Source organism: Burkholderia sp. Ac-20365 (genome assembly GCF_017104715.1).
GTDB lineage: Bacteria > Pseudomonadota > Gammaproteobacteria > Burkholderiales > Burkholderiaceae > Paraburkholderia.
Genome location: NZ_JAAGPI010000018.1, coordinates 109,003 through 135,188 on the forward strand (window position 1 = coordinate 109,003; position 26,186 = coordinate 135,188).

At 62.1% G+C, this 26,186-nt stretch carries 21 protein-coding genes; 5 read left to right on the plus strand and 16 right to left on the minus strand.

Annotation, left to right across the window (positions count from 1 at the left end; genetic code table 11):
• Positions 1 to 4: 4 nt before the first annotated feature.
• The gene (locus tag G3O01_RS26725; protein WP_205809637.1) at positions 5 to 835 is read right to left on the minus strand and encodes an SDR family oxidoreductase; all 831 of its coding nucleotides are present in this window, start codon (positions 833 to 835) and stop codon (positions 5 to 7) included.
• A gap of 145 nt (positions 836 to 980) precedes the next feature.
• Here G3O01_RS26725 and G3O01_RS26730 point away from each other — a divergent pair, with 145 nt between their 5' ends.
• A complete protein-coding gene (locus G3O01_RS26730) occupies positions 981 to 1,874 on the plus strand; it encodes a helix-turn-helix domain-containing protein (protein ID WP_205809638.1) in 894 nt (297 codons plus the stop codon).
• Positions 1,875 to 1,884: 10 nt separating this feature from the next.
• Here the strand turns inward: G3O01_RS26730 and G3O01_RS26735 are convergent, their stop codons facing one another.
• Positions 1,885 to 3,057 carry a 4-hydroxybenzoate 3-monooxygenase gene (locus G3O01_RS26735; protein WP_205809639.1) on the minus strand — a complete coding sequence of 391 codons (1,173 nt, stop codon included), beginning with the start codon at positions 3,055 to 3,057 and terminating at the stop codon, positions 1,885 to 1,887.
• 232 nt (positions 3,058 to 3,289) lie between these two features.
• Between G3O01_RS26735 and G3O01_RS26740 the strand changes: the two genes are divergently transcribed.
• A complete protein-coding gene (locus G3O01_RS26740; RefSeq protein ID WP_205809640.1) occupies positions 3,290 to 3,646 on the plus strand; it encodes a BON domain-containing protein in 357 nt (118 codons plus the stop codon).
• Between the two features lie 25 nt (positions 3,647 to 3,671).
• Here G3O01_RS26740 and G3O01_RS26745 read toward each other — a convergent pair whose 3' ends face one another.
• From G3O01_RS26745 to mprF, 4 genes are all read right to left on the minus strand, one after another.
• Positions 3,672 to 4,133, minus strand: a complete 462-nt coding sequence (locus G3O01_RS26745) for a (2Fe-2S)-binding protein (protein WP_205809641.1) — start codon at positions 4,131 to 4,133, stop codon at positions 3,672 to 3,674.
• A complete protein-coding gene (locus tag G3O01_RS26750) occupies positions 4,121 to 6,427 on the minus strand; it encodes a molybdopterin cofactor-binding domain-containing protein (protein WP_205809642.1) in 2,307 nt (768 codons plus the stop codon). Before G3O01_RS26750 ends, G3O01_RS26745 begins: the two co-directional genes overlap by 13 nt.
• 656 nt (positions 6,428 to 7,083) lie before the next feature.
• Positions 7,084 to 8,361: a virulence factor family protein gene (locus tag G3O01_RS26755; protein WP_205809643.1), complete on the minus strand. Its 1,278-nt coding sequence runs from the start codon at positions 8,359 to 8,361 to the stop codon at positions 7,084 to 7,086.
• Positions 8,358 to 10,952 carry a bifunctional lysylphosphatidylglycerol flippase/synthetase MprF gene (gene mprF, locus G3O01_RS26760; RefSeq protein WP_205809644.1) on the minus strand — a complete coding sequence of 865 codons (2,595 nt, stop codon included), beginning with the start codon at positions 10,950 to 10,952 and terminating at the stop codon, positions 8,358 to 8,360. Before mprF ends, G3O01_RS26755 begins: the two co-directional genes overlap by 4 nt.
• Before the next feature lie 706 nt (positions 10,953 to 11,658).
• Here mprF and G3O01_RS26765 point away from each other — a divergent pair.
• On the plus strand, positions 11,659 to 13,308 hold the full coding sequence (locus G3O01_RS26765; protein ID WP_205809645.1) for a tetratricopeptide repeat protein: 1,650 nt from the start codon (positions 11,659 to 11,661) through the stop codon (positions 13,306 to 13,308).
• 68 nt (positions 13,309 to 13,376) lie between these two features.
• Here the strand turns inward: G3O01_RS26765 and G3O01_RS26770 are convergent, their stop codons facing one another.
• The 6 genes from G3O01_RS26770 to norR all read right to left on the minus strand — a co-directional run bounded on the left by G3O01_RS26770 (position 13,377) and on the right by norR (position 20,643).
• Positions 13,377 to 14,936: a DHA2 family efflux MFS transporter permease subunit gene (locus tag G3O01_RS26770; RefSeq protein ID WP_205809646.1), complete on the minus strand. Its 1,560-nt coding sequence runs from the start codon at positions 14,934 to 14,936 to the stop codon at positions 13,377 to 13,379.
• 75 nt (positions 14,937 to 15,011) lie between these two features.
• Complete coding sequence (locus tag G3O01_RS26775) at positions 15,012 to 16,322, minus strand: HlyD family efflux transporter periplasmic adaptor subunit (RefSeq protein WP_205809647.1); 1,311 nt, start codon at positions 16,320 to 16,322, stop codon at positions 15,012 to 15,014.
• Between the two features lie 34 nt (positions 16,323 to 16,356).
• The gene (locus G3O01_RS26780; RefSeq protein WP_205809648.1) at positions 16,357 to 17,865 is read right to left on the minus strand and encodes an efflux transporter outer membrane subunit; all 1,509 of its coding nucleotides are present in this window, start codon (positions 17,863 to 17,865) and stop codon (positions 16,357 to 16,359) included.
• A gap of 45 nt (positions 17,866 to 17,910) precedes the next feature.
• A complete protein-coding gene (locus tag G3O01_RS26785; protein ID WP_205809649.1) occupies positions 17,911 to 18,348 on the minus strand; it encodes a MarR family winged helix-turn-helix transcriptional regulator in 438 nt (145 codons plus the stop codon).
• A 175-nt stretch (positions 18,349 to 18,523) separates the two neighbouring features.
• Positions 18,524 to 18,961: a MarR family transcriptional regulator gene (locus G3O01_RS26790; protein ID WP_205809650.1), complete on the minus strand. Its 438-nt coding sequence runs from the start codon at positions 18,959 to 18,961 to the stop codon at positions 18,524 to 18,526.
• Positions 18,962 to 19,044: 83 nt separating this feature from the next.
• Entirely contained in the window at positions 19,045 to 20,643 is a 1,599-nt protein-coding gene (norR, locus tag G3O01_RS26795; protein WP_205809675.1) for a nitric oxide reductase transcriptional regulator NorR, read from the minus strand.
• A gap of 134 nt (positions 20,644 to 20,777) precedes the next feature.
• Between norR and hmpA the strand changes: the two genes are divergently transcribed.
• Positions 20,778 to 21,959 carry an NO-inducible flavohemoprotein gene (gene hmpA / locus G3O01_RS26800; RefSeq protein WP_205809651.1) on the plus strand — a complete coding sequence of 394 codons (1,182 nt, stop codon included), beginning with the start codon at positions 20,778 to 20,780 and terminating at the stop codon, positions 21,957 to 21,959.
• Positions 21,960 to 22,074: 115 nt separating this feature from the next.
• On the opposite strand, the gene catC is transcribed toward hmpA, so the two are convergent.
• The 3 genes from catC to G3O01_RS26815 form a co-directional block, all read right to left on the minus strand.
• Entirely contained in the window at positions 22,075 to 22,365 is a 291-nt protein-coding gene (gene catC / locus G3O01_RS26805) for a muconolactone Delta-isomerase (protein ID WP_205809652.1), read from the minus strand.
• Positions 22,366 to 22,491: 126 nt separating this feature from the next.
• Positions 22,492 to 23,394, minus strand: a complete 903-nt coding sequence (gene catA / locus G3O01_RS26810; protein WP_205809653.1) for a catechol 1,2-dioxygenase — start codon at positions 23,392 to 23,394, stop codon at positions 22,492 to 22,494.
• Between the two features lie 79 nt (positions 23,395 to 23,473).
• Positions 23,474 to 24,631, minus strand: a complete 1,158-nt coding sequence (locus tag G3O01_RS26815) for a muconate/chloromuconate family cycloisomerase (RefSeq protein ID WP_205809654.1) — start codon at positions 24,629 to 24,631, stop codon at positions 23,474 to 23,476.
• 90 nt (positions 24,632 to 24,721) lie between these two features.
• Here G3O01_RS26815 and G3O01_RS26820 point away from each other — a divergent pair, with 90 nt between their 5' ends.
• On the plus strand, positions 24,722 to 25,615 hold the full coding sequence (locus tag G3O01_RS26820) for a LysR family transcriptional regulator (RefSeq protein ID WP_205809655.1): 894 nt from the start codon (positions 24,722 to 24,724) through the stop codon (positions 25,613 to 25,615).
• Here the strand turns inward: G3O01_RS26820 and G3O01_RS26825 are convergent.
• A complete protein-coding gene (locus G3O01_RS26825; RefSeq protein WP_205809656.1) occupies positions 25,593 to 26,039 on the minus strand; it encodes a hypothetical protein in 447 nt (148 codons plus the stop codon). The genes G3O01_RS26820 and G3O01_RS26825 overlap by 23 nt on opposite strands.
• Between the last annotated feature and the right edge of the window lie 147 nt (positions 26,040 to 26,186).

The following is a 26,186-nucleotide window of genomic DNA, read 5'->3' on the forward strand; positions in this document are numbered from 1 at the left end:
GTCTTCAGCGCGCCGGGTTCGTCTTTGCGTCGTAACCGGGGCGCGGCACGAGATCCATCAACATGCATTCCAGTCCGCCGTCGACGACGACTTCCGTGCCGTTCACATACCCTGCGCGCGGGCTTGCGAGAAAGGCGACCACTTCCGCGATATCGATGGGTTCGCCAATACGCCGGCTCGCCGTCATCGCGCTGCGGCGCTGCTCGACATCGCCTTGTGCATAGAACGATGCCGACAACGGCGTGCGGATCATGCCTGGACACACTGCGTTACTGCGCACGCCGCGCGGTCCCCATTCAGCCGCAATCTGCTTCGACAGCATCGTGACGGCAGCCTTGCCTGGGCTGTACGCGCCGCTCCAGGTCTGCGGATGATGCGCAGCCACCGACGCGACATGCACGATGCTGCCCGCGCCCTTGCGCAACATCGCGCGGCCAAATGCCTGCGAGCACAGCATGTAGCCGGTGAGATTGACCTGCAGCATCGCGTTCCATGCATCGAGTGCAATCTCTTCGATGCCGCCAGGCCGCAGCAGACCGGCGTTGTTGACGAGCACATCCACCGCGCCGAACTTTTCTTCAACGCGCGCCGCTGTCGTCTCGACACTCTTCTGATCGCCGATATCGCAAGCGAATGCATAGGCTTCGATGCCGTTTGCGCTGAGTGTCTGCGCGAGGTCTTCACACTTTCCCGCTTCACGGTCGAGCAATGCGACCCGCGCGCCGCCTTCGCCGAGTACTTTCGCGATTGCGCTGCCAATGCCGCCTGCTGCGCCTGTCACCACGCACACCTTGCCATCCAAGGCAAGCCATTCAGCGTTGTATTGCTTAGTCATCCCAATCTCCATGTATCGATTTTTATCAGTGCACCCGGAAACGGACTGCACGATTCATGGAGAAAAGTATAGGGACACGCCGTGCGTTGAAATTGGACAAACGGCACGCATCGCAGGACAATTCGTACACGGCGGAGGCAACGGCATGAGGAAAATCCCTAACTACGATCTGTACGGCGAATCGGCGCGACCGCCGTGGTTCGACGCGTTCAATTTCGAGTGGATTGCCGAGCGCAGCCAGCCCAATGACTTCCATATCGCAGCGCACCGGCACGATGCGCTGCTGCAGGTCCTGTACATTCGCAGCGGCGGCGGGCATGTGGTGATCGAAAGCGAAAAGCACACGCTCTCACCGCCCTGCGTGGTCGTGTTGCCCGCGCAAACCGTACATGGATTCGTGTTTTCGCCCGATATCGACGGGCTGGTGATTACGGCTGCGCAGCGGGCGCTGGAGACGATTTCAAAGGCGATATCGCCGGGTCTTTTGCCTGTGTTTCAGCGCGCCGCCGTGATACCCGTGAAGGCATCAGCGGGCAACGACATATTGATGCCGCTCTTCGCGCTGCTCGAACAGGAATACCGTGGCAATGCACGCGGCCATATTGCCGCGGGCATGTCGTTGATGATTGCACTTTTCGTGCAAGTGGCGAGATTAAGCGACGCAGCGGCAATGCCCGCAACGAGCGCCGTTGCCGATCGTCGCAGCGGACAGATCAAGCGCTTTCGCGAACTGGTTGCCGCGCATTTCCGCGAGCATCGGCCAGTCGAGTTTTACGCGGAAAAGCTCGGCATTACGACGGCCCAATTGAGCCGCATTTGCCGCGACGAACTCGGCCATTCGCCGATGTCGCTAGTGAATGAACATCTGATACGCGAAGCGCAGCGCGATCTCGTCTATTCAGGTTTGACCATCAAGCAGATCGCGCACGCGCTCGGTTTCGAGGATGCGGCGTATTTCAGCCGCTATTTTCGCAAGCAGACGGGCGCGACGCCGAAAGAATTTCAGGCCGCCGCGCACACCGATCTGTCCTTGAACTGAACGCGGCTGATTACACCGCTACAGCGCCGACGTAGTTCTCGGCCATCGAAATCGCCGCGCTGCGCGACGTCGTCACATGCTCGAGTTCCGCGACCTGCAATTGCTGCTCGAACCGCGATGCGTCGTCGAGACGGTGCATCATGCGCGTCATCCAGTACGAGAAATGTTCTGCGCGCCAGATGCGCTTGAGCGCCGTTTCGCTATAGCTGGCGAGCAGATCGTCGCGGTCTTCCTTGTAGAACGCGCGCAATGCTTCGGAGAGAATCCGCACGTCGGAGACGGCCAGATTCAGGCCTTTCGCACCCGTCGGCGGCACGATGTGCGCGGCGTCGCCAGCCAGGAACAGACGGCCATGCTGCATGGTTGTCGACACGGCACTGCGCATGCCGACAATGTTCTTCTGGAAGATCTTGCCTTCAACGACTTTGTGTCCGTCATCCGAATCGACACGTGCGTGCATTTCCGCCCAGATACGGTCGTCGGACCAGTTGTCGACGTTGTCCTTCGGATCGCACTGGAAGTACATACGCTGCACATTCGGCGAACGGGTGCTGACAAGCGCGAAGCCGCGCTCATGGCGCGCATAGATCAGTTCATCCGACGAAGGCGGCGCTTCCACCAGAATGCCGAACCAGCCAAACGGATAGACACGTTGATAATCGCGGCGCAGTGCTTCAGGAATTGCATTGCGCGCAATGCCCTGAGAACCGTCGCAGCCAATGATGAAATCGCATTGCAATTCGTGCGCCTCGCCTTGATGGCGATAGCGGATAGCCGGCGTCGTGCCGTCAACGTCGTGCACCGAGACATCCGACACTTCGAAATGCAACGCACCTTGCGCTGCCACGCGCGCCGCAACGAGATCCTTGATGACTTCGTGCTGCGCGTACACAGTGATCGCTTTACCCGTGAGGTCGGTGAGATCGATACGGCGGCGCTTGCCTTCGAATGCGAGTTCGAACCCGTGATGCAGCGCGCCTTCTGCTTTCATCCGCTCGCCCACGCCCGTTTCGGTGAGCAGATCCATCGTCCCCTGTTCGAGCACGCCGGCGCGTATCGTCGATTCGATCTGCTCGCGGCTGCGCGATTCGAGCACGACCGAATCGATACCTTGCAGATGGAGAAGATGGGAAAGAAGCAGTCCGGCAGGACCGGCGCCAATGATGCCGACTTGAGTACGCATAGGTGTCTCCATTAATGCGTGGTGCGTTTCTTTGATGTGGGTCAAAGTGTGCCGTCGGCGCCTCTATCGAGCAACGCAATAACGTGAATAAGCGTTATCTCGATTTTGGATAATAGAAGATTGCGGGTTTTCCCTAACAAAGCAAACGCAACTTTGGTGGAAGCAGAATGTTGGCTATCTTTACTGAGCGGTCCCGGTGCGGCCTCGCTAGCAAACAAGGAGAAAAGCCATCATGAAGATCCGCAACGCCCTGAAGCTGCTCGCCGTCATCGGCTGCGTCACGCTGACGTCGAACGTGTACGCGCAAGCCAGCGATTCGATGTCGATGGCGTCCAGTCCCGCCCCGGCTTCGAAGAAAGCAACACCCGCCGACAAGAAGCTCGGCCGCGATGTGCGCAAGGCCTTGTCGAAGGCGCCTGGCTTCAATGTATCGAATGTGTTCGTGAAAGCGCGCGGCGGCGCAGTGGTGTTATCGGGCAGTGTCCCAGACGGATCGCAGATTCCGCAGGCAACGGAAGTGGCGAAAGGCGTGGCGGGCGTGACTTCCGTCAGCAACAAACTGACGTTGTACTCGCATGGAAATAACTAGCGGTTGATCGTGAGACGGGGTGAGTTCACGTATGTCTGACTTGCCCCGTCGCTTCGAGAATCGCCTGCCTGATACGCGGATACGTGCCGCAGCGGCAAATGATGCCGTGCAACGCGCAGTCTATTTCTTTCACGCTCGGCGTTGGATTGCGCTGTATCAGCGCGCTTGCGGCCATCAGTTGCGCGCTCTGGCAATAACCGCATTGCACGACGTCGATGCGCGTCCATGCGGCTCTTAACGCACGCGCTTGCGGTCCTTGCAGTCCTTCTATCGTCGTGATGCTGTTGGCGCCGATATCGGAGAGCGTTTGCTGGCACGAAGTCTTTGCCTCTTTGCCGACATGCACCGTGCACGCTCCGCATACGCCGACGCCGCAGCCGAACTTGGTCCCCGTCATTTTCAGCTCGCAACGTAAGACCCATAGCAACGGTGTTATCGGATCCGAATGTACTTCGACGGTCTTGCCGTTGATGTTCAGCTTGAGCATGTTGCGCCCCCGGGATACAGCTTCATGGTCAGCGGCAACGCCTGATAGCGTGTGCCCGTCAGCGCGAATAGCGCATTGGCGACGGCAGGCGCGACAGGCGGCACGGCCGATTCCCCAACACCTTGCGGATGACTTCTGGACGGCATGATCTCGACGGTGATGTCGGGACACTCGTCCATGCGCACGACGTCGAATTCGCTGTACAGGCTCTGTACAACAGCGCCGTTATCGAGTGTGATGTCTTCCTTGAACGCAGCAGAAAGTCCGAACACGATCGCGCCTTCCACCTGTTGACGGATGAGATTCGGATTCACAGGCAAGCCGCAATCGATCGCACACCACACGTGATTGACCTTCACCGTATCGCCCGCGTCGAGCGACACGTCCACGACCTGCCCGACCACGCTGCCGAATGCCTCATGAAGCGCGACGCCGCGCGCATGCCTGACACCTTTATCCGACCACGCGAGCGGTGCTCGCCAACCCGACATGCTCGCGACTTTCTGCAGCACGGCGAGATGCCGCGGATGACGCGTCAGCAGTCCCGCACGAAATGCAATGGGATCTTTGTGCACGAGTGCAGCCAGCTCATCGATAAAGCTTTCGATAAAGAATGCCTGATGCGAATGCCCCACCGAGCGATAGAAACCGACAGGCATCGGCAAATCGACGATGCGCTGTCCGATCCACACGTTCGGCATTTCATAAGGCTGATCGAATGCGCCTTCGGAAACCGTCTTGTCGAAGTTGATGCCGAGATCGGGAAGCCGGTAATTCCGCGCGAGCCACTTCGCGACAATCGACTGGCTCACCGATGTGTTATGCCACGCAATCAGTTGTCCCTGCGCATCGAGTCCCGCCCTGAAGCGCGACAGACACGCGGGCCGATAGAAGTCATGGCGCATGTCCTGTTGACGCGTCCACAACGTCTGTACCGGACGCCCCTCTGCTTCGCGTGCAATGGCAACTGACTGCGCGATAAAGTCGACTTCGAGCCTGCGTCCAAATGCGCCGCCCGGCATCTGCTGCTGCAGGTCGACATCTGCCGTGCCGATGTCGAGCAGCCGCGCGACATGCATGCGCGCGACTGCGGGAACCTGTGTTGCCGCCCAAACAGTCGCCTTGCCGTCTTTCACCTGCGCCGTGCAGTTGACGGGCTCCAGCGGCGCATGCGCGAGGTAAGGCGCGCGATACTCCGCGTGCCATTTGTGCGTGGCGCGGCTCAGCGCGTCCTCCACGTCGCCATGTTTATACCAGGGGTGCCCGTCGCTTTCGTCGAGCGCCTGCTTGAGGCGTTTGTCGACTTCTTCGTTGGTCAGCCCTTTCGTCGGGCCGTCGCTCCAGTCGATCTTGAGCGTTTCCAGCGCATTCATCGCGATGAATGTGTTGTCGGCTATTACCGCGACACCGCCTGTGCCGCCGTTGTACGCATCGACGGCAAAGACCTTGTGCACGCCCGGCAGCGCCGCCGCGGCCGCGCCGTCGAAATGCCGGACGGTGCCGCCCAGCGTAGGACACATTTCGATGCTCGCGTACAGCAGACCGCCGGGCACGACGTCGATACCGAACACGGCGCTGCCGTTAAGTTTCGACGCGGCTTCGATGCGCGTGAGCGGCTTGCCGATCAGTTGGAAATGGTCGGGGTCCTTGAGCACGGGCTTGCGCGGAAGAGGCTGGCGCGCCGCTTCCAGCGCGAGTTGACCGAACGATGCGCGATGCCCCGCTTCATGCACTACGACGCCCTTCTCGATGCGGCAATCGGCAGCCTTCACGTTCCATTGTTCGGCCGCTGCCGCGATCAGCATGGAGCGCGCACACGCGCCGGCTTCGCGCATCGGTTGCCAGAGATCGTTGATGGTCGACGAGCCGCCCGTCATCACCGTGCCGAAGTCGCGCGCGAGCTTGCGCGTGAGCCACACGGCCAGTTCCTTGACGACACTGTCATCGTCCGGGCGAAACGGCAGATCGCCGATCACGCTTTCTACGTTGTTGTAGATCTGGTCGAGCGGTGCATCGGCAACGCGAATGTCCGCCCAGTTCGCGTCGAGTTCTTCCGCGACGAGCATCGCGAGCCCCGTATGCACGCCCTGCCCCAGCTCCGTTCTGCACATCATCACCGTGACGGTGTTGTCGGCGGCAATCTTCACATAGCCATTGAGCGCCGCTTCGCCCGGACGCACAGCCAAGGGCTCCGATGCGACAAGCCGTTGACGCGGCGGCAGCGCCGACCATCCGACCACCAGCGCACCGGCTAAGCCCACGCCGCCCAGCAGGAAGGTTCGACGCTTCAGCATGGCATCTCTCAGAGGAATCCAGCATGGACACCTGTAAAACGCACCAGCCGCGCTTCAACTGAAATCTGGACTATCGAACACCGGCGTCATTCGCCATTGACCCGGTTCGACATGCATCACTCAATCCCGTCAAAGTTCATATTAGTGCGCGTTGGGAATTTCGCCGCATTGAATAAGCGAAAGCACCGAGTGAAAAGTTTGCGAAGCAACGGCAATTACCGCATTCGCGATTGCAGGAAAGCAGCCGGAAAGCGCGCAGAAAGCGCAATAAGCCAATTCACGCGAGCGCTGTCGAAAAGCGTTTAAAGCGTGTTGTGACAAGGCTTTAGCGCATGCTGAACGCAATGCTGCGCTGCACTTCACTCACAGTGGCATATCGTTTGCATAAAGGATCGGCAAGCGCTGTGTCACGACGACCGCTTGGTCTCGGCAGTCGCACAGGGGAGAAGAGAGATGCCTTATCTGATTGGTTGGTTGCTAGGTGTGCCGCTTATCGTCCTTGTGATTCTTTATCTGATTTTCCACTAAGGACGCACAGCCATGGCGGTCGTTGCGACCGCTTCCTTTCTGCAGCAATGCAGGTCATGCTGCATTCGATCGCAAGCGCGGCGACTGTTCGTTCGACGCACAGTCGCCGCCCTGCTTATCTCATCTCATCAGGCGCCGCCAGCCTGCTTTTTCAATGCATTGAGAATGCGCTTTTCGAGCGCGGCATAGTCGTGGCCGAAGTGGTGATCACCCGATGTGCGGATCACTTCGATACCCGTCTTCGTGAGCGTCGGGCACAGCGTATCTTCTTCATGCTCGCCATAGAAGCACTGCACGATCTTCGGCGGCAGACGCGCGAATTCGGGTTGCACCTGCAAGGCCTTGTCGCTTGCCGGCATGCCGAGCCAGCCCGTCACGCGGATCTGGAAGTCGGCCGCGGGCGCGAAGCCGAGCAGCGAAATCAGCGAGACCTTGGCACGCACTGCATCGGGCAGGCGGTTGTACGCGAACGGCATCACGTCGGCGCCGAACGAATAGCCGATCAGCGCAACGTGGTCCGCATGCCAGCGCGTCGAGTAGGTTTGTATCACGCGTGCGAGGTCGCGGCTCGTCTGTTGCGGCGAACGCTCGGACCAGAAGTAACGCAGGCTGTCCACGCCGATCACCGACACGCCATCCTTCTGCAGTTCCTCGGCGATCGTCTTGTCGAGATCGCGCCAGCCGCCGTCGCCCGAAATCACGATCGCCATCAGGCCGTTCGGATGGGCAGCAGGCAGTTCGATCAAGGGCAGATCGGAAACGTCTTCTTCCTTCATTGCAGCAGCGCGCAGATGCGGCGTCGTCAGATCGACGATGCGTTGCGTGCCCGCCGATGCGTTCGCGTCGGTTTCCGCAAAGCCCGGCAAGCCGGGGCCGTGCGTGATGGTCGGGTCCGGCGGACACGGGTTGAAGCGCTTGTCGAGATCGCGCTGCGCAGCCACCGACACCGCGCCCGCCACCGTGTTTTCAGCCGCCTGCTTGAGCACCTGCATCGACAGCGTGGCGCCTTGGCCCGAGCCTGCCAGGATAGGCATGAAGTAGCGATCCGACTTCACCTGGCGTTCGAGTTGATGGCTCACGGCTTCCGCGTCGCCGACCAGCTGATGACACGCTTCTTTCTTCGCAGCGAGATTCGCCGCGTATTTCTCGGTATCCACGCCGACCACCATCGCGCCGTTCTTTGCAAGCGCGTCGGCGGCCTGTTGATCTGCCGGATTCCAGCCGCTCTCTTTCGAGAACAGCACGACGAAGCCGCGCACATCGCCCGTGGGCTTGGTCACAGTGACCTGGCCATAACGGCCGCCGGATACGGTCTCATACGCATGCGCCGACGGCGCAATGCCTGCAAGCGAGCACAACGAAACGCTCGCCACTGCGGCGAGCCGGTAAAACTTTTGCATGATCATGAACGCCGGCCCCCTGCCAGCAGCGAAAGGTCGGCCAGCGTGAAGAACACGCCGACGGAACCGGATGCAGCGAGATAGCGCGGCTCCCATTGAGGCTGGAATTTGCTCTTGAAAGCGCGCAGTCCGCGGAAGTTGTAGAAGCGGCCGCCGAAGCGCCACACGATGTTCGCGAGCCGGTGCCAGCGCGACGCGAGCGGCGTCGGCGACATACCGGAGAACGGCGCGATGCCGAGGCTCAGCGAACGGAAACCCGCGTGCTTCAGATGCAGCGCGAGTTGCGTGAACAGATACTCCATCGCATACGGCGACGCCTGCGGCACGTGACGCATCACGCCGACGGTCGCTTCCGTATTGAGGTCGGTCGTCATGAACGTGACAAACGCGACGGGCTCGCCGTTCTGACGCACGAGCATCACTGATTGCGCGGCAAGATAGTCTTCCGTGAACGCGGCCACCGAGAAGCTCTTCTCACGCGCATCGCGGCTGTCGAGCCAGCCATCGGAAATCGCGCGCAATGTACCAATCGATTCGGGCACACGCGCCGGCTCGATCACCTCGACGGCAAAGCCATCGCGTTCGCCGCGCTTCAACGCATAGCGCAGATGCGCGCGGTGCGAGCCCTTCAGATCGAATTCGTCGAGCACGACATGCGCTTCCTCGCCGAGCTTCATCAGCGTGAGGCCCGCGTCGAGATACAGCGGCAACGCGTTGGCGCGCACCTGATAGAACGCCGCGCGGCCACCGTGAGCATGCGCGAGCGCAACGAACTTGCTGATCAGCTCCGCCCATTCCGCGCGCGGACCAACGGGGTCGTGCAGCGCGGCCCACGTGCGGCCGTATTTCGCGTACATCAGGAATGCCTGACGCGACTCCGAGAACAGGAAGCTCTTGTCGCCCATCAGCGCGAGGCCCGCGTCGCTGCGTTCCTGTGCGCGAAAGATGCGCGCGGCGTCGTCGAGATCCTGCTTCACGGGCTTTTCGAAGCGACCCGCTGCGGGACGCAGCAATTGCCAGAACGCGAAGGTCGCGGCGAACAGGCTGGCGGCGAGCGTCGCGCGCAACGCACGCGGCGCGCGCTCGTCGAAGGCGAATTGCCACCACAGGTCGCGCGTATAGGGCACGTCGCGGAACGCGAACAGCATCACCCACACGGCGAGCATCAGCACCATCGCCACCGAAACCAGCCAGCCCGCCGTGAAAGGCTCCGAAAACAGCGACGAGCGGCGGTTGAAGCGCGAGCGTGTCGCGATCAGCAGCACGATCAGCGTCGTCAGCACGCCGGCTTCGACGAACGCGAGACCCTTGGTCAGCGACAGCGCAAGACTGACGACCGCCAGACCCAGCGTGAGCCACCAGGCGGCATCCAGACGCCGCGACAGCCCGCGCGCAACGAACAGCAGCGCGACGCCGACCACGCTGCACAGCATCTGAGAGCTTTCGAGCACCCACAGCGGCACGAGATCGCGCAGGATCGCGATACGCTGCCAGAACGCGGGCGTCGCGCTCGAAATCACCAGCATGCCGCCGACCACGAAGGTCACGAGGCTCAGGAACAGCGGCGCGAGTTGCGAGACGGTGGCCGCATGATGCAGCGGCAGATGCTTCTTCAGCGCGCGGCCTTCGAAGCCTGCCAGCAGGCCCGCCGACACGATCAGCGGCAAGCCGAAATAGATCGCGCGGTAGGCGAGCAGCGCGGCGACCATCGAATGCGTCTGCACGCTGCCGCCCAGTGCGAACACCATCGCCGCCTCGAACACGCCGACGCCGCCAGGCGTATGACCGATCAAACCGAGCAGCATCGCCGCCGCATAGATCGTGATGAACGACACGAAGCTCACGTGCGCGTGCGGCAGCAGCGCCCACAGCGCGAGGCCGGCGGCGACGACATCGAGCACCGCCAGCAGCACCTGTTCGATGAAATCGCGACGCGCGGGAATGTCAAATGACAGCCAGTTCCAGCGCGTGCGGATCTGGCGCGTGGTCTTGCCGCAAGCGAGCGTCATCAGACCGAGCACGGTCAGCAGCGCCGCGCCGCCCCAGGCGAGCGCGCCCGTCGGGCTGTGCAGCATCGGCGCGAGCGTGCGCGCGTCGCACAGCATGCCGAGCGCCGTCATCAGAACGAGGGCCAAAGCCAGCGACACACTGGTAAACACCGTCATGCGGCCAATCTGTGCCGGCGTTACCTCGGCAACGGCGTAAACGCGCGCGCGCACCGCGCCGCCCGTCAGCGCGCCGAAGCCGGTCGCGTTGCCGAGCGCCGAGCCCGCCGTCGCGCCGATCCACAGCGCCGCGCGCGGCACCGCTTTGCCGACGTAGCGCAGGCCGACAGCATCGCGACCAACGAGTGCGATATAGCTGAGAATCGTCGCGCCAAGCGCCGCCGACCATTCGCCCGCCGTCAGATGCCGCAGATGGCGGATCACCGAGCGGTAGTCGACAGCCTGCGACAGATGCTGCAATACGATCAGCAGCAGCACGCAGACGCCGAGCGACAGCACAGGCGACAACACGCTCCGGCTGCTCGCCGCGGCAAATGCGCGCTTGAGCAGCGCGGCAGCGCGGCTGAAAAACGGACGGGGATGGTCAGACATGGATGAATCCGGGTGTTGCCTGATGCAGCAGCAATGGTCTCGTTGCTACTGCATCGAATGAGGTTGGATTTCGGAGCGCGCCGGACGTTTTAACCGTCCTGATCTCGCCTGTTTCAACTCTTTACAAATGGACAACGGCAATTTGCCCAAAAGGTTGACACCGGGAGCAACCCGGAGGCGATTTTTTGCAGTTTTCGCTTAAGAAATCCTGATGTGAGTGAAATTCGACCTGAAAACGAGTCGAAATTTCCGATGCGCCGAAGCAGCGCCGCTTGCCAGATCGCCTCGCGCCGCGCAGCCACGGGCCGCATGACGGCTTGCTTTCCGGCCAGCGCCCGGGCCGCCGGTGTACCGGCTGGTACAAACCCCGACGGCATTTGCACCGGGTTCCAGCCACGCGAGCAGGGCTGCACGATACCAGATTTGACATTACGTTTAGCCTTATCGAACGTTCGATGGGCTTTCAAAGCCCTACGAATCGTCAACGGACGCGCTGTGGAAACCGGCTGTTTCTCTTCATATCAGGGTCGCGCGGCCGCATGTGAGCAGCGCCACCCAACTTCCTGCCGCATGTCAGTTGCTGGCGAACCAACACTTTTCCGGCCCCTCTCCCGCAGTACCCTGTGCCATCAAGCCTCAGACAAATTGGCATGTTCGATGCCTTGTGACAGGTGCGCCAATCGCTGCGCCCCGCAAGGAGACCCGCATGAAACCCCTCGACACCCCGCTCGCCTCGCTGCTCTGGGCGGCGGTCCGGTTCCTGTGCCGTCACGTGCTGTATCTCGGCATCGTGCTGCCGCTGATCCTCGTCGCCGCGTTCTATCTCGGGCCGCGCATCATCGCGCTGTGCGGCGCGTGGTTCGATCCGTTGACGCTCGTCCAGCCGATCGAGGTTTCCGACGATTTCCGGCGCCAAGGCTATACCGATCAGACCTTGCAACACCTGCTAGTCGATACCCTCAGCGATCTGCGCAAGGAAGCCGAATCCGTCACGCCCGCCAACGACACCGAGCACGTCCTCTCCGAATTCAAGCTGCCCGACTTCACCGTGCCGGGAACGGGACTGTCGATCCGTCCGATGATCGAATTTGCGCGCACGCTGCTCAAGCGCGATTCGTCGGTGTATGGGACCGTGGTCGGCTCGCCGTCGTCATTTGCGGTGATGCTCACGCTGCGCGACCCGGATGGCCGCACCGTCGCGCTCGGCAACGACGTGCCGCCCGACACGGGTGGCAAGCCGAACGTGACCAACGAATCGCAGGCGATGCGCGTTGCGCTGCGCCAGGCCGCGATGACGATACTTCAGCATCAGAGCCCGCTGCTGCACGCGTCGTATCTGACGCAGATGGAGCAGAAGCGCTGCCTGAAAGGCGACGCGCCGTGCCAGTTCGACGACGTGCGCGAGCGCTTCGCGCAGATCGCAGCGGGTTCGGGCCGCGATGCATCGGGCGCGTCGAAGGAGGACGCCGCATGGGCGATGCTCGCGCTGTCCAAGCTCGACACCTATGCGCGCGACTACGAAGGCTCGATCCGTCACGCCCGCGCGATCGTCGAGAGGAGCGAAGAACTGTATTCATGGCAGCCCGCGCGCCCCTGGGCGTATTACAACTGGGGGGTCGCGCTGACGGACATGGGTTGCTACCAGCAGGCGGCCGACGTGCTCAGGCGCGCAGTCGAACTTCACAAGGACTACGCGCCCGCTCACAACGCGCTGGCTCGCGCCTGGCTTGCGCTGGCGCAAAAGCCGACGCTGGCGGGCGGCGGGCCGCAATCACACGACTATCGCGCGGCCGCCGTGCGTGAATTGCGCATCGCGATCGAGAAAAGCCCCGGCTATCAGGAGGCGTATGTGAATCTCGGCGACGCGCTGCGCCTGCCGTCGATGAAAACGGGCCTTGTTTCTGCGACTTCGCTCGATGAAGCACGCGACGCGTATCGCACCGCCGTTGCGTTGGACATCGATAACGCGGGCCGCGCCTATGAGCGACTGGTCACGCTGAGCGACCGCGCGTTCGTGAAGGTCGCCTCGCGCATCACGCGCAGCCGCACGCAATGCGCGACGGGCATGGCGCGCTCGCTGCTCGAATCGTGGGGTTGCAGCGACGCGCAGATCGAAGCAGGCGCGGATCAGGACTCGGCCGATGTGCAACCCGTGGCACTGCGTGCCGCCACGAGCAGCCAGATCTGCAGCAAGCCCGAACTGGCACTGCCTGCAACGACACCTGCCGGCGGGGTGAATAAAGCCAGCCGCATCATCGAAGTGAAGAACGTCGACGATATGTCGAAACCACGGGACGTCGCACCCGGTCACGCCGATCCGATCCGCAAAGCGATTGCGCAGCAGCAACGCGGCTGAAAGCGCACAAAGAGAAAGGCCCCGTTCGCAATGCGAGCGGGGCCTTCTCCCTTCAACGTAACGCCAGATCAGTGCGCGCCTGCCGCCGCAGCGCCGCCACCACCGCCCTTGCGTGGCTTCGTCAGCCAGATCAGCGGAATGATCACGATGAAGATCACCGCCGACAACCAGAAGATATCGTTCAGGCCGAGCATCGCAGCCTGCGCATTCAGCGAGCGCTCGAAGAACGCAACCGCCTGATCCATGTTGCCGCCGAGCGCCGAGTGAATCGTATTGAGCGCGTTCGCGTAATCGGGGTTGTTCACGCTCGACTGTTCCGCGAGTTGCGCGTGATGCAGGATCGTCCGGTTGTTCCAGCCCGTCGAGATCAGCGACGTCCCCACGCCGCCCGCGAAGATCCGCGCAAAATTCGACAGACCCGCCGCAGCCGGAATTTTTTCAGCGGGCAGGCCCGACAGGATGATCGCCGTCAACGGCACGAAGAACAGCGCGGTCGGAATGCCTTGCAGCAGCGTCGGCAGAATCAGCGTCCATTGATCGACGCCCGTCGTGTATTGCGAGCGCATGAAGAACACGCCTGCGTAGCCGAGAAAAGCGAGTGTGGCGAGCACACGTGCATCGGAGCGCGGCATGATCTTCGCCATCACGGGCGCGAGCAGCACGGCGAAGATACCGAGCGGCGCTGTGACAAGACCTGCATCCACCGAACGATAGCCCAGATAGCCCTGAATCCACTGCGGCAAGATCACGAGGTTCGCAAAGAACACTGCATACGCGACTGAAATCGCAATCGTGCCGCCACGGAAGTTCTGCACCGCAAAGAGCCGCAGATCGACGACCGGGTTCTTCTCCGTGAACTCCCAGATCAGGAAGAAGATAAAGCTGACCGCCGCGACTACCGCGAGCACGCAGATCACGGGCGAGCTGAACCAGTCCAGATCTTTGCCCTTGTCGAGCATGATCTGCAGCGATGCAACCCAGACGACCAGCGACAACAGGCCGATCTTGTCGATGGGCAGCTTGCGCGTCTGCGATTCGCGGTCGCGATAGAGCATCCACGTCACGCCAGCGGCAAAGATGCCAACGGGAATGTTGATGTAGAAGATCCACGACCAGCTATAGCTGTCGGTGATCCAGCCGCCGAGCGCAGGACCTGCAATCGGGCCAACGGTCGCCGTCATCGCCCACAGCGACAGTGCCGTCGAGCTTTTCTCCTTCGGATACGAAGCGAGCAGAATGGCCTGCGAAAGCGGCGTCAACGGTCCCGCCACCAGCCCCTGCAAGATGCGCGCAGCGAGCAGCACAGTCAGATTCGGCGCGATGCCGCACAACCACGACGAAAACACGAACAGCAGGATCGAGACCACGAACAGCTTGATCTGGCCGACGCGTTGCGTAAGCCAGCCCGTCAGCGGAATGGCGATGGCATTGGCCGCGGAAAACAGCGTGATCACCCACGTGCCTTCGTCGACGGAGACGCCGAGGTTGCCGGAGATGGTTGGAATCGCAACGTTCGCGATGGACGAATCCAGCACGTTCATGAACGTCGCGAGCGCGACGGCGAGTGTCGCGAGGACCAGCTTGCCGCCGGTGAACGGGGCCGGTGCAGTTTGCGTCGAGGGATTCATGGCGCTTTCTTTATCTGACCTGTCAGGTAATTGCATAGACGAGGACGCGTTGGTGTGCGCGTCCTCTGCTTCGGCTTAGCCGGCGTGCGGCGCGGTAACGGCCTTATCGGAGGCGTCGCGCTTCGCGAGCGGCGCCCGCGCCGTGTCATGCGACGCCGCGCGCGTCGGCACCATGTTCTGCGCGATGATCCGGTCGATCTCGGCATCGGCCTGCGCGCCGTATTGCGCGAATACATCCGTGCGATAAGTCGTGTTCATCGCGGCGCCGAGTTGCGGCCCCGTGTTGTCGCGCGTGTCGACGTCGACATCCATCGAAAGACCGATACGCAGCGGGTGCGCTTCGAGTTCCTTCTGATCGAGCTGGATACGCGCGGGCAGACGCTGCACGACCTTGATCCAGTTGCCCGTTGCGTTCTGCGCGGGCAGCGTCGCGAACGCGCTGCCCGTGCCCGCCGAAAAGCCCACCACGCGGCCGTGATACTCCACCTTGCTGCCGTACACGTCGGCCGTCAGCGTAACGGGCTGACCGATGCGCATGTTGCGCAACTGGCTTTCCTTGTAGTTCGCATCGACCCACACGCCGTCGAGCGGCACCACGGCCATCAACGGCGTACCCGGCGATACGCGCTGGCCGACCTGCACCGAGCGCTTCGCCACGTAACCGGTGACGGGCGCGGGCAGCGTGTTGCGCGCATACGCGAGGTACGCGTCGCGCACCTTCGAGGCGGCGGCCTGCACGTTCGGGTGTTCGGCGACCGTGGTGCGATCGGTCAACGCGCGGTTCGCTTCGGCCTGCTGGCGCGCGGCGTCGAGCGCGGCCTGCGCGGCCGTCACGGCGTCGCGTGCATGCGCGATGTCTTCCATCGACACAGCGCCCGTGCTGGCGACCGCCTGACGACGACGCAAATCGTCCTGTGCACGCGCCAGGTCGGATTGCTTCTGCGCGACATTCGCTGCGTAGAAATCGTTGTTCACGTATAGGCCGCTCACCTGGCGCACGGTCTGGCCGAGCGTCGCTTCGGCGTTGCCCAGCGCGATCTTCGCATCGGCATTGTCGAGCGTGACGACCGGGTCGCCTGCCTTCACGATCTGCGTATCGTCCGCGTTCACGGCGATCACCGTGCCCGTCACTTGCGGCGTCAGTTGCACGAGATTGCCGCTGACGTACGCGTCGTCGGTGGACTCGTGGTAGCGCGCGTAGGTCATGTAGTACGCGCCATACGCCGCCGACGACACAACCACGGCCACGCCCAGCAGCGCGAGCATCAGCTTGCGCTTGCGCGTGTTCGGCTCGCCTGAAGCAGCGGCCGCAGGCTTCGTTGCCGAGTCCTGCTTCGCGCCCGGCGTTTGCGTCGTTTCGCGATCGGTGGTTTCGACTTCGCTCATTATCTATTCTCCTGGCAGTTCGATCGGTGGCCGCTCAATGCGCGGCGGCGGAAGACGTTTCGGTGGCAGACGCGACGCGCGCGTTCTGATCTTCATTCGATGCATCGACAAAACCGCCGCCCAGCGCGGACGCAAGCGCGATCTGCTGGTCGCGGCGATCCATGCGCAGATTCGCGACGGCCTGATCGGCGGAGAGCGCGTTCACATCGGCGTTCAATACGGTCAGCTGGTTCGTAAGCCCCGCCTTGTATTGCACGAGCGCGAGCTGGTCGGCCTGACGCGCGGCGGTCTGCGCGGTCTGCGCATCGACAAGCTGTCCGTCCGTCGAGCGCACGCCGGCGAGTTGCGTGGCGACTTCGCTCAATGCAGTCACGAGCGTCTGGTTATAGGTCGCAACCGCATAGTCGAAATCCGCGTAACGGCCCTTCAGCTGCGCGCGCAGTTCGCCCGCGTCGAAGATCGGCAGATGGATCGCGGGGCCGACCGACGCCGTACGGCTCGCTGCCGTCAGAAAGCGGCCGAAACCGAACGCGTCGAGACCGAGCGCGGCGCTCAGGTTGATGTCGGGATAGAACTCAGCCTTGGCTTCCTTCACGTCGTGCGTCTGCGCATCGACGCGCCAGCGCGCGGCCACGATGTCCGGGCGGCGGCTCACGAGATCGGCGGGCAGGTTGTCGGGCAGTTTCACGTCGTCGCCGATGCCGAGCGTCGGGCGCGCAAGCTGCAAGCCACGGTCCGGACCCGCGCCGATCAGCGCGGCGATCTGGTATCGCGTCGTGAGAATCTGTCCGTCCAGCGACTTCAGCGCGGCACGGCTCGTCGCGAGATTCGCCTGCGCGGTCTTACGCTCCACTTCGGTGTCGAGCCCCGTCGCAATACGCCCCGCCGTAATGCGGTCGATCTGCTCGCGCTGCGCGATCTCCTGCTGCGCGATATCGCGCAGCGCATAGAGACGCGCAAGCTGGTTATACGTACGGGCAATCGAGGTCGTCAGTGTCAGCTTCACGACTTCCGCGTCCGCCTGGCTCGCCTGCAACTGCGAGATCGCCGCCTTCAGTGCTTCGCGGTTCTTGCCCCACAGGTCGAGATCGTACGAAGCGCTCAGCAGCCCCTTGTTCTCCGTCTGCCACGAGCCGCCGGTCGGCGGCGGCACGAGCGCGGTGCCTGAAAATTGCTGGCGTGTGAGCGAGTAGCTTGCATCGACGCGCGGCATCGTGCTCGCCTTCGCGGTTTCGCTATACGCCGAGGCCGCCGCCACGCGAGCACGCGCCTGCTCGAGCGTCGGGCTGCTCTTCAGCGCTTCGTCGATCAGCGCCTTCAGTTGCGCGTCGCCGAACTGGTCGGCCCAGTTCGCGGCAGGCCAATGCCCCTGTTCAGCGGGAATGCTCTGCTGCGTTGCATACTGCTGCGGCTCGGCCGTCTTTGCGTCGCTGTGGATGCCGGCATAGTTCACGCATGCCGACAGTACCGCAGCAAACATCGCCGTGACGCCCACTTTTAGCGCCCGCGAAGCGTGTCGTCTGACATTTATTTGATTGCTCATTGTCTGACCTATCAGATAATTGGGTAAAAAAATGTTCAATCGCGCTCAGTCATTTAAGAACTTGCCAAGCAGACGGCGCAGTTCGTCGAATTCGTCCCGGGTGAAGCATTGCAGGCGGGCGTTCAGCACATCGGGCGCGATCTCCGCGATACGCAGCGCAACCTCGCGGCCCGCGCCGGTCAGCTCGAGATTCACGACGCGGCGGTCATCCTGGCTGCGCGTGCGCGTCAGCATGCCGAGCGTTTCGAGCTTGTCGAGCGTGCGCGTCATCAGCCCCGTGTCGACGCCCAGATGGCGCGACAGCATGACTGGCGTGGTTTCCGTGCCGCGCAATAGCGACATGAAAATGCCGACGTGGTGCGCCCGCACGTTCAGGCCCTTCACGGCTGCATCCATCTGCACCGTCAACAGATTGCGCGCCTTGCTGATCGCGAAACCGATGTTGTCGGTCAAATGAAAATCTTCCTTCGAATAGTGCGACATCTCTGACTCCTCGCTATTTGCAAGAACAATAATTGACATGTCAGATACAGTCAACGGTATCGGAGGGCAACTCATTGTTTCAGTAGTCGCAGCAATGCTTATCTTTCAGACGGATAATCCGGCGGACGCGCGCCGCGCGGGCGCGGCGGGAAGGATGGCGAAGCGCGAGCGGTGCTCAGTCGCTCAGAAACTTGCGCAGCAGACGGCGCAGTTCGTTGAGTTCGGTTTTCGTGAAGTCTTTCAGGCGTGCATTGAGCACGTCGGGGGCGATGTCGGGAATCTGGTCGGCCACCGCAGCGCCCGGTTTGGTCAGCGCGAGGTTGACGACGCGGCGGTCTTCTTCGTCGCGCGAGCGCACCACCAGCCCTTTCGTTTCAAGCTTGTCGAGCATGCGCGTCATCAGGCCCGTGTCGATGCCAAGCATCTTCGACAGTTCGAACGGCGTCGACGCCAGCTTTTGCCGGAGCATCAACATAATGCCCATCTGCTGGCTGGAGATGTCGAGATCTTTCAGCGCCGCGTCCATCTCGTTCGTGATGAGGTTACGCGCCTTCACGAGCTGAAAGCCGACGCTCTCGGTGAGTTTGAAATTGTCTTTGGTGTAGTGACGCACGCGGAGCCTCCTGACGAAACGGCAATCTGACTGACAAATCAGATACTACCAAATCAGTTCTCTGCCACGCGGCCAACCGTGCGCTATTTCAGGCCAAGGCGCTTCGCTAGCCGGTTCAGGTTCGCGCGGTCCATGCCGAGCGCGCGCGCCACAGCGGCCCAGTTGTGGTCGTTGCGTTCCAGCGCGTCGCTGACGAGTGTGCGCTCGTAAGCGGTGACGGCACTGCGGAAATCGGCGACGGCGGCTTCGTCTGTACCCGCCGAAGCTGCGCCGGAAGCACCCAGTGGCAACTCGCCGCCGTTGTTCGCCGACATGCCCAGATCCGCCGCCGTCAGCGTCAGAATGCGCGGCCGCTCGCGATGGCGCGACAGTGCCTTGAACGCGCTGCGGCCGATCATATGCTCCAGTTCACGCACGTTGCCCGGCCAGTTGTACGACAGCAGCGCGGCTTGCGCATCCTGCCCGAGGCGGATGCTGAGCAGACCGAGCCGCGCGCGGTTCTCTTCGAGGAAAAAGCCTGCCAGCAGCAGTACGTCGCGCCCGCGCTCGCGCAGCGGCGGCACACGCAGCGGATAGACGCTCAGCCGGTGATACAGGTCCGCGCGAAAGCGGCCGGCGCGCACTTCCTCCGCGAGATCGCGGTTGGTCGCGGCGATGAGCCGCACGTCGACCTTGTGCTCGCTATCCGAACCGATGCGCTGCAATTGCCCGTTCTGCAGCACGCGCAACAGCTTGGCCTGCACGCCGAGCGGCAACTCGCCGACTTCGTCGAGAAACAGCGTGCCGCCATCGGCGAGTTCGAACTTGCCGCGCCGGTCCGACGACGCGCCCGAGAACGCGCCCCGCACATGGCCGAACAGTTCGCTTTCCACCAGCGTGTCGGGCAACGCCGCGCAGTTCAGGCTGATCATCGGCTTGCTCGCGCGCGGCGAGCCGGTGTGAATCGCGTTCGCCACGAGTTCCTTGCCGACGCCCGTTTCGCCCGTGACGAGCACGGTCAGATCGCTATTCGCAACCACGCGGATTTCGTTGACCAGTTGCTGGTGCGCCGCGCTGCTGCCGATCAGTTCGCGGCTGCTCTGCCCGCTCGCCTGCCGGTACGCCTCCGCGCGCTGGCGCTCCTCTTCGGTGTTGCGCTCCAGCGTATCGATGCGCTCCGCCACGCTCACCGTCGCGGCCGCGAGGCTCAGAAAGGCCTGCAGCGTGTTCATGTCGATGCTGTCGAAACGCGCCGGATCGAGCGAATCGAGCGTCAGCAAGCCCCACGGCCTGCCGCCGATCAGCAGCGGACAGCCCAGGCAGTCGTGCACTTCGAGATGGCCGCTGACGCCCTGCACGAGACCGTCGTAGGGATCGGGCAAATCGGAATCGGCCGGAAAGCGCGTCGGCTCTTCGCTCGACAGCAGCGCTTCGAAACGCGGATGGTCGCTCACGCGAAAGCGGCGGCCGAGCGTGTCGCCCGCGAGTCCGTCGATGGCGAGCGGCACGAGCGTGTCTTCATCCAGACGCAGCAGCGCCGCGGCGTCGCCTGGAAAGAGCGTGCGCAACGTCGTCAGCAGACGGCGATAGCGCTCGCGCTCGGGCAGATCGCGTGACAGATCCTCGACGAGCGGAATCAACGCGTCGAGCACCTCCGGTGCAGTCAGTTTGACCCCCGATGGAGTCGATTTAACCCTTGTCATATTCACGGCCGATGTTTCTAAGCGACTGATTTTAAGACGATTCCAAGCTGGCCCGATAGATGCATTAGAAGAATCTGAAAACCCGCCGCGCTTGCGCGGGACTCCACTCACTCCACACTGCGAGGAATTCACTCATGCTGTCAGCCGAACATCGCGCAATCGTCAAGGCAACCGTACCGCTGCTCGAAAGCGGTGGCGAAGCGCTCACGACGCACTTCTACAAGACCATGCTGGCGGAGTACCCGAGCGTGCGCCCGCTGTTCAATCAGGCGCACCAGCAATCGGGCGATCAGCCTCGTGCGCTCGCGAATGCGGTGCTGATGTACGCGCGTCATATCGAACAACTCGAACAACTCGGCGGACTGGTTTCGCAGATCGTCAACAAGCACGTCGCGCTGAACATCCTGCCCGAGCATTATCCGATCGTCGGCACATGTCTGCTGCGCGCGATCCGCGAAGTACTCGGACCGGAAATCGCCACGGATGCCGTGATCGAAGCGTGGGGCGCTGCATATCAGCAACTCGCCGACCTGCTGATCGGCCTCGAAGAGAACGTGTATGTCGAGAAGGAAACGGCCACGGGCGGCTGGCGCGGCACGCGTCCGTTCGTCGTGGCGCGCAAGGTCAAGGAGAGCGACGAGATCACGTCGTTCTATCTGCGTCCCGCGGACGGCGGCGATCTGCTCGAATTCCATCCGGGCCAGTACATCGGCCTGAAGTTGACTGTTGATGGTGAAGAGATTCGCCGCAACTATTCATTGTCGGCTGCGGCAAACGGCCGCGAATATCGGATCAGCGTGAAGCGCGAGCCGAACGGCAAGGCGTCGAACTATCTGCACGACTCGGTGCACGAAGGCGCGACGCTGCAATTGCTCACGCCCTCGGGCGATTTCACGCTGGAACAGAGCGACAAGCCGCTCGTGCTGATCAGCGGCGGGGTTGGCATCACGCCGACGCTGGCGATGCTGAACGCCGCGCTGCAAACGTCGCGTCCGATTCACTTCATTCACGCCGCGCGTCACGGCGGCGTGCATGCGTTCCGCGATCACATCGACGAACTGGCTGCGCGCCATCCGCAACTCAAGCGTTTCTATGTGTATGAGAAGCCGCGTCAGCAAGACGACGCGCACCACGCGCAAGGGTATATCGACGAAGCGCGCCTGATCGAATGGCTGCCCGCGAATCGCGACGTCGATGTGTATTTCCTCGGACCCAAGTCGTTCATGAAGGCGGTGAAGCGGCACCTGAAGGCGATTGGCGTACCTGAAAAGCAGAGCCGTTTCGAGTTCTTCGGCCCGGCTTCATCACTCGATTGAGCTGGATTGATTCAGAGCTTCTTGTTGTTATAGTTGTTGCCTGTTGAGGCTACCCTGGTAGTGCTTTGGAAGAGACGTACTCCGCGCCTCTTCCTTTTTTATTTGCGCAAGACCTTTAGCGATCGTCGTCATGAATCGACGACGGATGACGGCACATTGCATCCACCGTCACTTCCATATACGGATAAAGCGGCAATTGCATGAGGATCTCATTCAGTTGCGCCGGGCTTTCCACGTCGAACACGCTGTAATTGGCGTAGAGTCCTGCAATGCGCCACAGGTGTCGCCAGATGCCTTCCTTTTGCAGACGCTGCGCCAGGGCCTTTTCCGTGGCCTTCAATTCGTTGGCGCGCTCGACGGGCATATCGGGCGGCAGCTTAACGACCATCTTCACGTGAAATAGCATTCGTGCACTCCCTTTAGATTCAATGCAATTGCAATGGCGCGACTGTTACTTCGGGCCACGCCTTCAAACAATGCGGCCACCTCGAACGGCGGCCGCGATTCATACTTTCAAGCGATCCCGCCGATCTCAGGCGCGCACGCGTTCCACTTCGCTCGTCGGCACCTTGTTGCTTTCCTTGACGAGGCTGAAGTCGAAATCGATCAACGCGAACTGGCCGTCGATGCCATAAGGCTTGCCCGTTGCGCCTTCTTCTTTCTTCACGGCAGGCACGAGACCTTCACGCGTCGCGAAAGCGAAGTCATCCCACAGATACGGATCGCCTTCGATATTGATCTGCGTCGTCAGCTTGCGGAAGCCGGGCGCCGACACGAAGAAGTGAATATGCGCCGGGCGATGACCGTGACGTCCAAGCAGATCGAGCAGTTGCTGCGTCTTGCCTTCCGGCGGCACGCTATAACCGATCGGCACCACGCTGCGGAAGCTGTAGACACCGTCTGCGTCAGTGCGAATCGAGCGGCGCAGGTTGAATGCGGCTTGCGATTTGTCGAAGTGCGAGTAATTGCCCAGATGGTTCGCGTGCCACACTTCGACCAGCGCGCCGCTCACCGGCTTGCCAGCGTCGTCGAGTACACGGCCGCGCATCACCAGCGTTTCGCCCGGTTCGTTGCCGTTGTCGAGGCGTGCATGGCCCGTCGTTTCCGGCGCACCTGCCACATACAGCGGACCTTCGATCGTGCGCGGCGTGCCGCCTTGCAGGCCAGCCTTCGCTTCTGCTTCGTCGAGACGCACATCGAGGAAATGCTCGAAGCCCAGACCGGCAGCGAGCAGACCCAGCTCGCCGCTTTGGCCCGCTTCGCCGAGATAGTTGAGCGCGGACCAGAATTCGTTCGGGCTCACGTCGAGTTCGTCGATCGTGATGAACAGATCGCGGATGATGCGATTGACCACCTGCTTCGTGCGGGCGTTACCTTCGTGCGTGGCGCTTGCGTTGATCTTGTTCAACAGGGCGTCGATGGTTTTGATGTCCATGGGGATGTCTCCTTTTAGTCCAATCACTGATGACGATGCCAAATGTGCTTAGGGCGCTGCGGATTCAGCACCGCCATAGCTAACCTTTGACCACACTCGCGCCGTACTTCGAATCGCGGCGCAGTCTCCCGATCTTGTCGAGGTCGAGTTGAATACCGAGTCCCGGGCCCTGCGGCAAGTGCAACGAGAAGTTCTCGTAGCGCAGCGGCTCGGTGAGAATTTCTTCCGTCAGAAGCAGCGGACCGAACAGCTCGGTGCCCCACTTCAGTTCGCGGAACGTGCTGAACAGTTGTGCGGAAGCGATAGTGCCGACCGCGCCTTCGAGCATCGTGCCGCCATACAGGTCGACGCCCGCTGCAAGCGCAATCGAAGCCACGCTCGCCGCGCCCGTCAAACCGCCCGACTGCGCGATCTTCACCGCGAATACATCGGCTGCGTGGGCGCTAGCGACGTCGAATGCATCGACGGGACCGTGCAGCGCTTCGTCAGCCATGATGGGTACTTTCGATTGGTGCGTGAGGCGCTTCAGGCCACGACGGTCGTCGGCGGCGATGGGCTGCTCGATCAGATTACAGCCTGCGTCCGCGAGACGTTCGCTCGCCCAGATCGCTTCTGCCTGGCTCCACGCCTGGTTCACGTCGACGCGCACTTCGGCGCGTTCGCCCACGGCCGCCTTGATGGCCGCGACGTGCGCGACATCGTCGGCCGGCGCACGCGTGCCAATTTTCAGCTTGAACACGCGGTGACGCTTCTTCTCCAGCATCACATGCGCTTCGTCGATATCGCGGCCGGTGTCGCCGCTCGCCAGCGTCCACGCAACTTCGACGGAATCCGTCACGCGGCCGCCGAACAGCTCCGACAGCGGCACGCCGAAGCGCTGTGCCTGCGCGTCGAACAGCGCGGTTTCCACCGCGCACTTCGCAAAGCGGTTGCCCTGGAAGCATTCGCGCAGCTTCGCCATTGCCTGACCGGGACGGGTTGCGTCCATGCCCTTGAGCATCGGCGCGAAATAGGTGTCGATATTGGTCTTGATGCTTTCCGGGCTTTCCTCGCCATATGCGAGGCCACCGATCGTGGTGGCTTCCCCCCAACCCGCTATACCATCAGCGCATTGAATCCGAACCAGCACGAGCGTCTGGCAGTTCATCGTGGCGACCGAAAGACGGTGCGGGCGAATCGTCGGAACATCGACGAGAATGGTCTCTACAGCTTGTATCTGAACGGCGCTTGGTATCATACGGCTCTCCTGCTGATGTGCCCATACTAGGGGCGCGGCCGGAATCCGTCCAAGACCGATTGAGTCTATTTCCATACCTTCGGGGCATAGATGGAACTGCGTCAACTTCGTTATTTCGTGGCGGTCGCCGAAGAAAGGAACTTCACCCGGGCTGCCGAGCGGCTGAACATGACGCAGCCGCCGCTCTCACGGCAGATCCAGCAGATCGAAGACAGCGTCGGGCTGGCGCTGTTCGAACGCGCCGCCCGTCCGCTCAAGCTGACGGAAGCCGGGCGCGTGTTCTACGCACAAGCCAAGCGTCTGCTCGAAGAAAGCGATGAACTGTTGCCGCTCACGCGGCGGCTCGCGCAACTGGCGGAGCGGATCGTGATTGGTTTCGTGCCGTCCACGCTGTATGGCCCGCTGCCCGATGTCATCCGTGCGTTCAGGGAAGCGGCGCCTCTGATCCAGATTTCGCTGATCGAGATGTTCACGATCGAGCAACTGAGCGCGCTCAAGGGCGGGCGCATCGACGTCGGCTTTGGGCGCATACGCTTCGACGAATCGCAACTGGCGCGCGAGGTACTCGTCGAAGAACCGCTAATTGCCGCGTTGCCTGCCGGCCACGCGCTTGCGGACGTCAAGCACTTGACGCTCGACGCATTGTCGAAAGAAACGCTGATCATCTATCCGTCGACACCGCGCCCAAGCTACGCAGATCAGCAATTGTCGGCGTTTCGCGATCATGCCGTCGAACCGGCTGCAATACACGAAGTGAGAGAACTGCAAACGGCACTGGGACTCGTCGCCGCGCAAGTGGGCGTGTGTCTGGTACCGGAGAGCGTGCGGGGATTGCGGGCGCGCGGCGTGACGTATCGGTCGATAGAAGAAGCGAGCGTGTCGTCGCCCATCATCATGAGCCGTCGCTTGCAGGATCAGAGCCCGACAACCGACCTCTTCTGTTCGATCGCAAGAGATCTGTTCAGGAAGCCGCTGTCCGTCTAGCTGTAGCCAATGCGAGCAGCGCGCCTGCCTTGAGCACGCATTCAACGAGCGATTGCGTGAAGATCCACCCCGACTCATTCAGCTCGACGGGCAAGGCGGGCACGATCGCAACGAGGCTCAGTCCGCACAGGAACGAAAAGATCCATTGCGCACGCCTGATACCGCGTGCGGCCGCCACGCCGATCACCGTCCACGCGATTTTCGCCACGGCGAGCGCCGCGACACCGAGGTCGCCGGCAGAAGGATCGAACTCCGCGGGCGTTTCGATCAACGACCAGCCGCAGACACCGAGAATGAGCAGACGCGGCATGAGCTCGAGACGCAGGCTGCCGCGTTGCAACGACGGCGACGGCGCGTCTTCGGGACGAAGTGATTCGACGCCGTCCAGTGCGTTCCGGAACGACCGGTCCACGCCTGCCTTCACGTTCGAAACCTCCCGCGTCGATGCACGCACGTCACTGCTGAACTGAATGTGGGAATTGTCAGTCGCCGAAAGCGCTAGCGGTAGTTAATCCTTGTTAACGCAAGGGCCTTCTATCCTCATTAAACGATCTGATCGAGTGCGCTTTTC

What these genes read in the sequence shown, in the direction of transcription:
- G3O01_RS26725 (WP_205809637.1), bottom strand. Translation starts at nt 835, where the DNA reads ATGACTAAGCAATACAACGCTGAATGGCTTGCCTTGGATGGCAAGGTG.
- G3O01_RS26730 (WP_205809638.1), top strand. Translation starts at nt 981, where the DNA reads ATGAGGAAAATCCCTAACTACGATCTGTACGGCGAATCGGCGCGACCG.
- G3O01_RS26735 (WP_205809639.1), bottom strand. Translation starts at nt 3,057, where the DNA reads ATGCGTACTCAAGTCGGCATCATTGGCGCCGGTCCTGCCGGACTGCTT.
- G3O01_RS26740 (WP_205809640.1), top strand. Translation starts at nt 3,290, where the DNA reads ATGAAGATCCGCAACGCCCTGAAGCTGCTCGCCGTCATCGGCTGCGTC.
- G3O01_RS26745 (WP_205809641.1), bottom strand. Translation starts at nt 4,133, where the DNA reads ATGCTCAAGCTGAACATCAACGGCAAGACCGTCGAAGTACATTCGGAT.
- G3O01_RS26750 (WP_205809642.1), bottom strand. Translation starts at nt 6,427, where the DNA reads ATGCTGAAGCGTCGAACCTTCCTGCTGGGCGGCGTGGGCTTAGCCGGT.
- G3O01_RS26755 (WP_205809643.1), bottom strand. Translation starts at nt 8,361, where the DNA reads ATGATCATGCAAAAGTTTTACCGGCTCGCCGCAGTGGCGAGCGTTTCG.
- mprF (WP_205809644.1), bottom strand. Translation starts at nt 10,952, where the DNA reads ATGTCTGACCATCCCCGTCCGTTTTTCAGCCGCGCTGCCGCGCTGCTC.
- G3O01_RS26765 (WP_205809645.1), top strand. Translation starts at nt 11,659, where the DNA reads ATGAAACCCCTCGACACCCCGCTCGCCTCGCTGCTCTGGGCGGCGGTC.
- G3O01_RS26770 (WP_205809646.1), bottom strand. Translation starts at nt 14,936, where the DNA reads ATGAATCCCTCGACGCAAACTGCACCGGCCCCGTTCACCGGCGGCAAG.
- G3O01_RS26775 (WP_205809647.1), bottom strand. Translation starts at nt 16,322, where the DNA reads ATGAGCGAAGTCGAAACCACCGATCGCGAAACGACGCAAACGCCGGGC.
- G3O01_RS26780 (WP_205809648.1), bottom strand. Translation starts at nt 17,865, where the DNA reads ATGAGCAATCAAATAAATGTCAGACGACACGCTTCGCGGGCGCTAAAA.
- G3O01_RS26785 (WP_205809649.1), bottom strand. Translation starts at nt 18,348, where the DNA reads ATGTCGCACTATTCGAAGGAAGATTTTCATTTGACCGACAACATCGGT.
- norR (WP_205809675.1), bottom strand. Translation starts at nt 20,643, where the DNA reads ATGACAAGGGTTAAATCGACTCCATCGGGGGTCAAACTGACTGCACCG.
- hmpA (WP_205809651.1), top strand. Translation starts at nt 20,778, where the DNA reads ATGCTGTCAGCCGAACATCGCGCAATCGTCAAGGCAACCGTACCGCTG.
- catC (WP_205809652.1), bottom strand. Translation starts at nt 22,365, where the DNA reads ATGCTATTTCACGTGAAGATGGTCGTTAAGCTGCCGCCCGATATGCCC.
- catA (WP_205809653.1), bottom strand. Translation starts at nt 23,394, where the DNA reads ATGGACATCAAAACCATCGACGCCCTGTTGAACAAGATCAACGCAAGC.
- G3O01_RS26815 (WP_205809654.1), bottom strand. Translation starts at nt 24,631, where the DNA reads ATGATACCAAGCGCCGTTCAGATACAAGCTGTAGAGACCATTCTCGTC.
- G3O01_RS26820 (WP_205809655.1), top strand. Translation starts at nt 24,722, where the DNA reads ATGGAACTGCGTCAACTTCGTTATTTCGTGGCGGTCGCCGAAGAAAGG.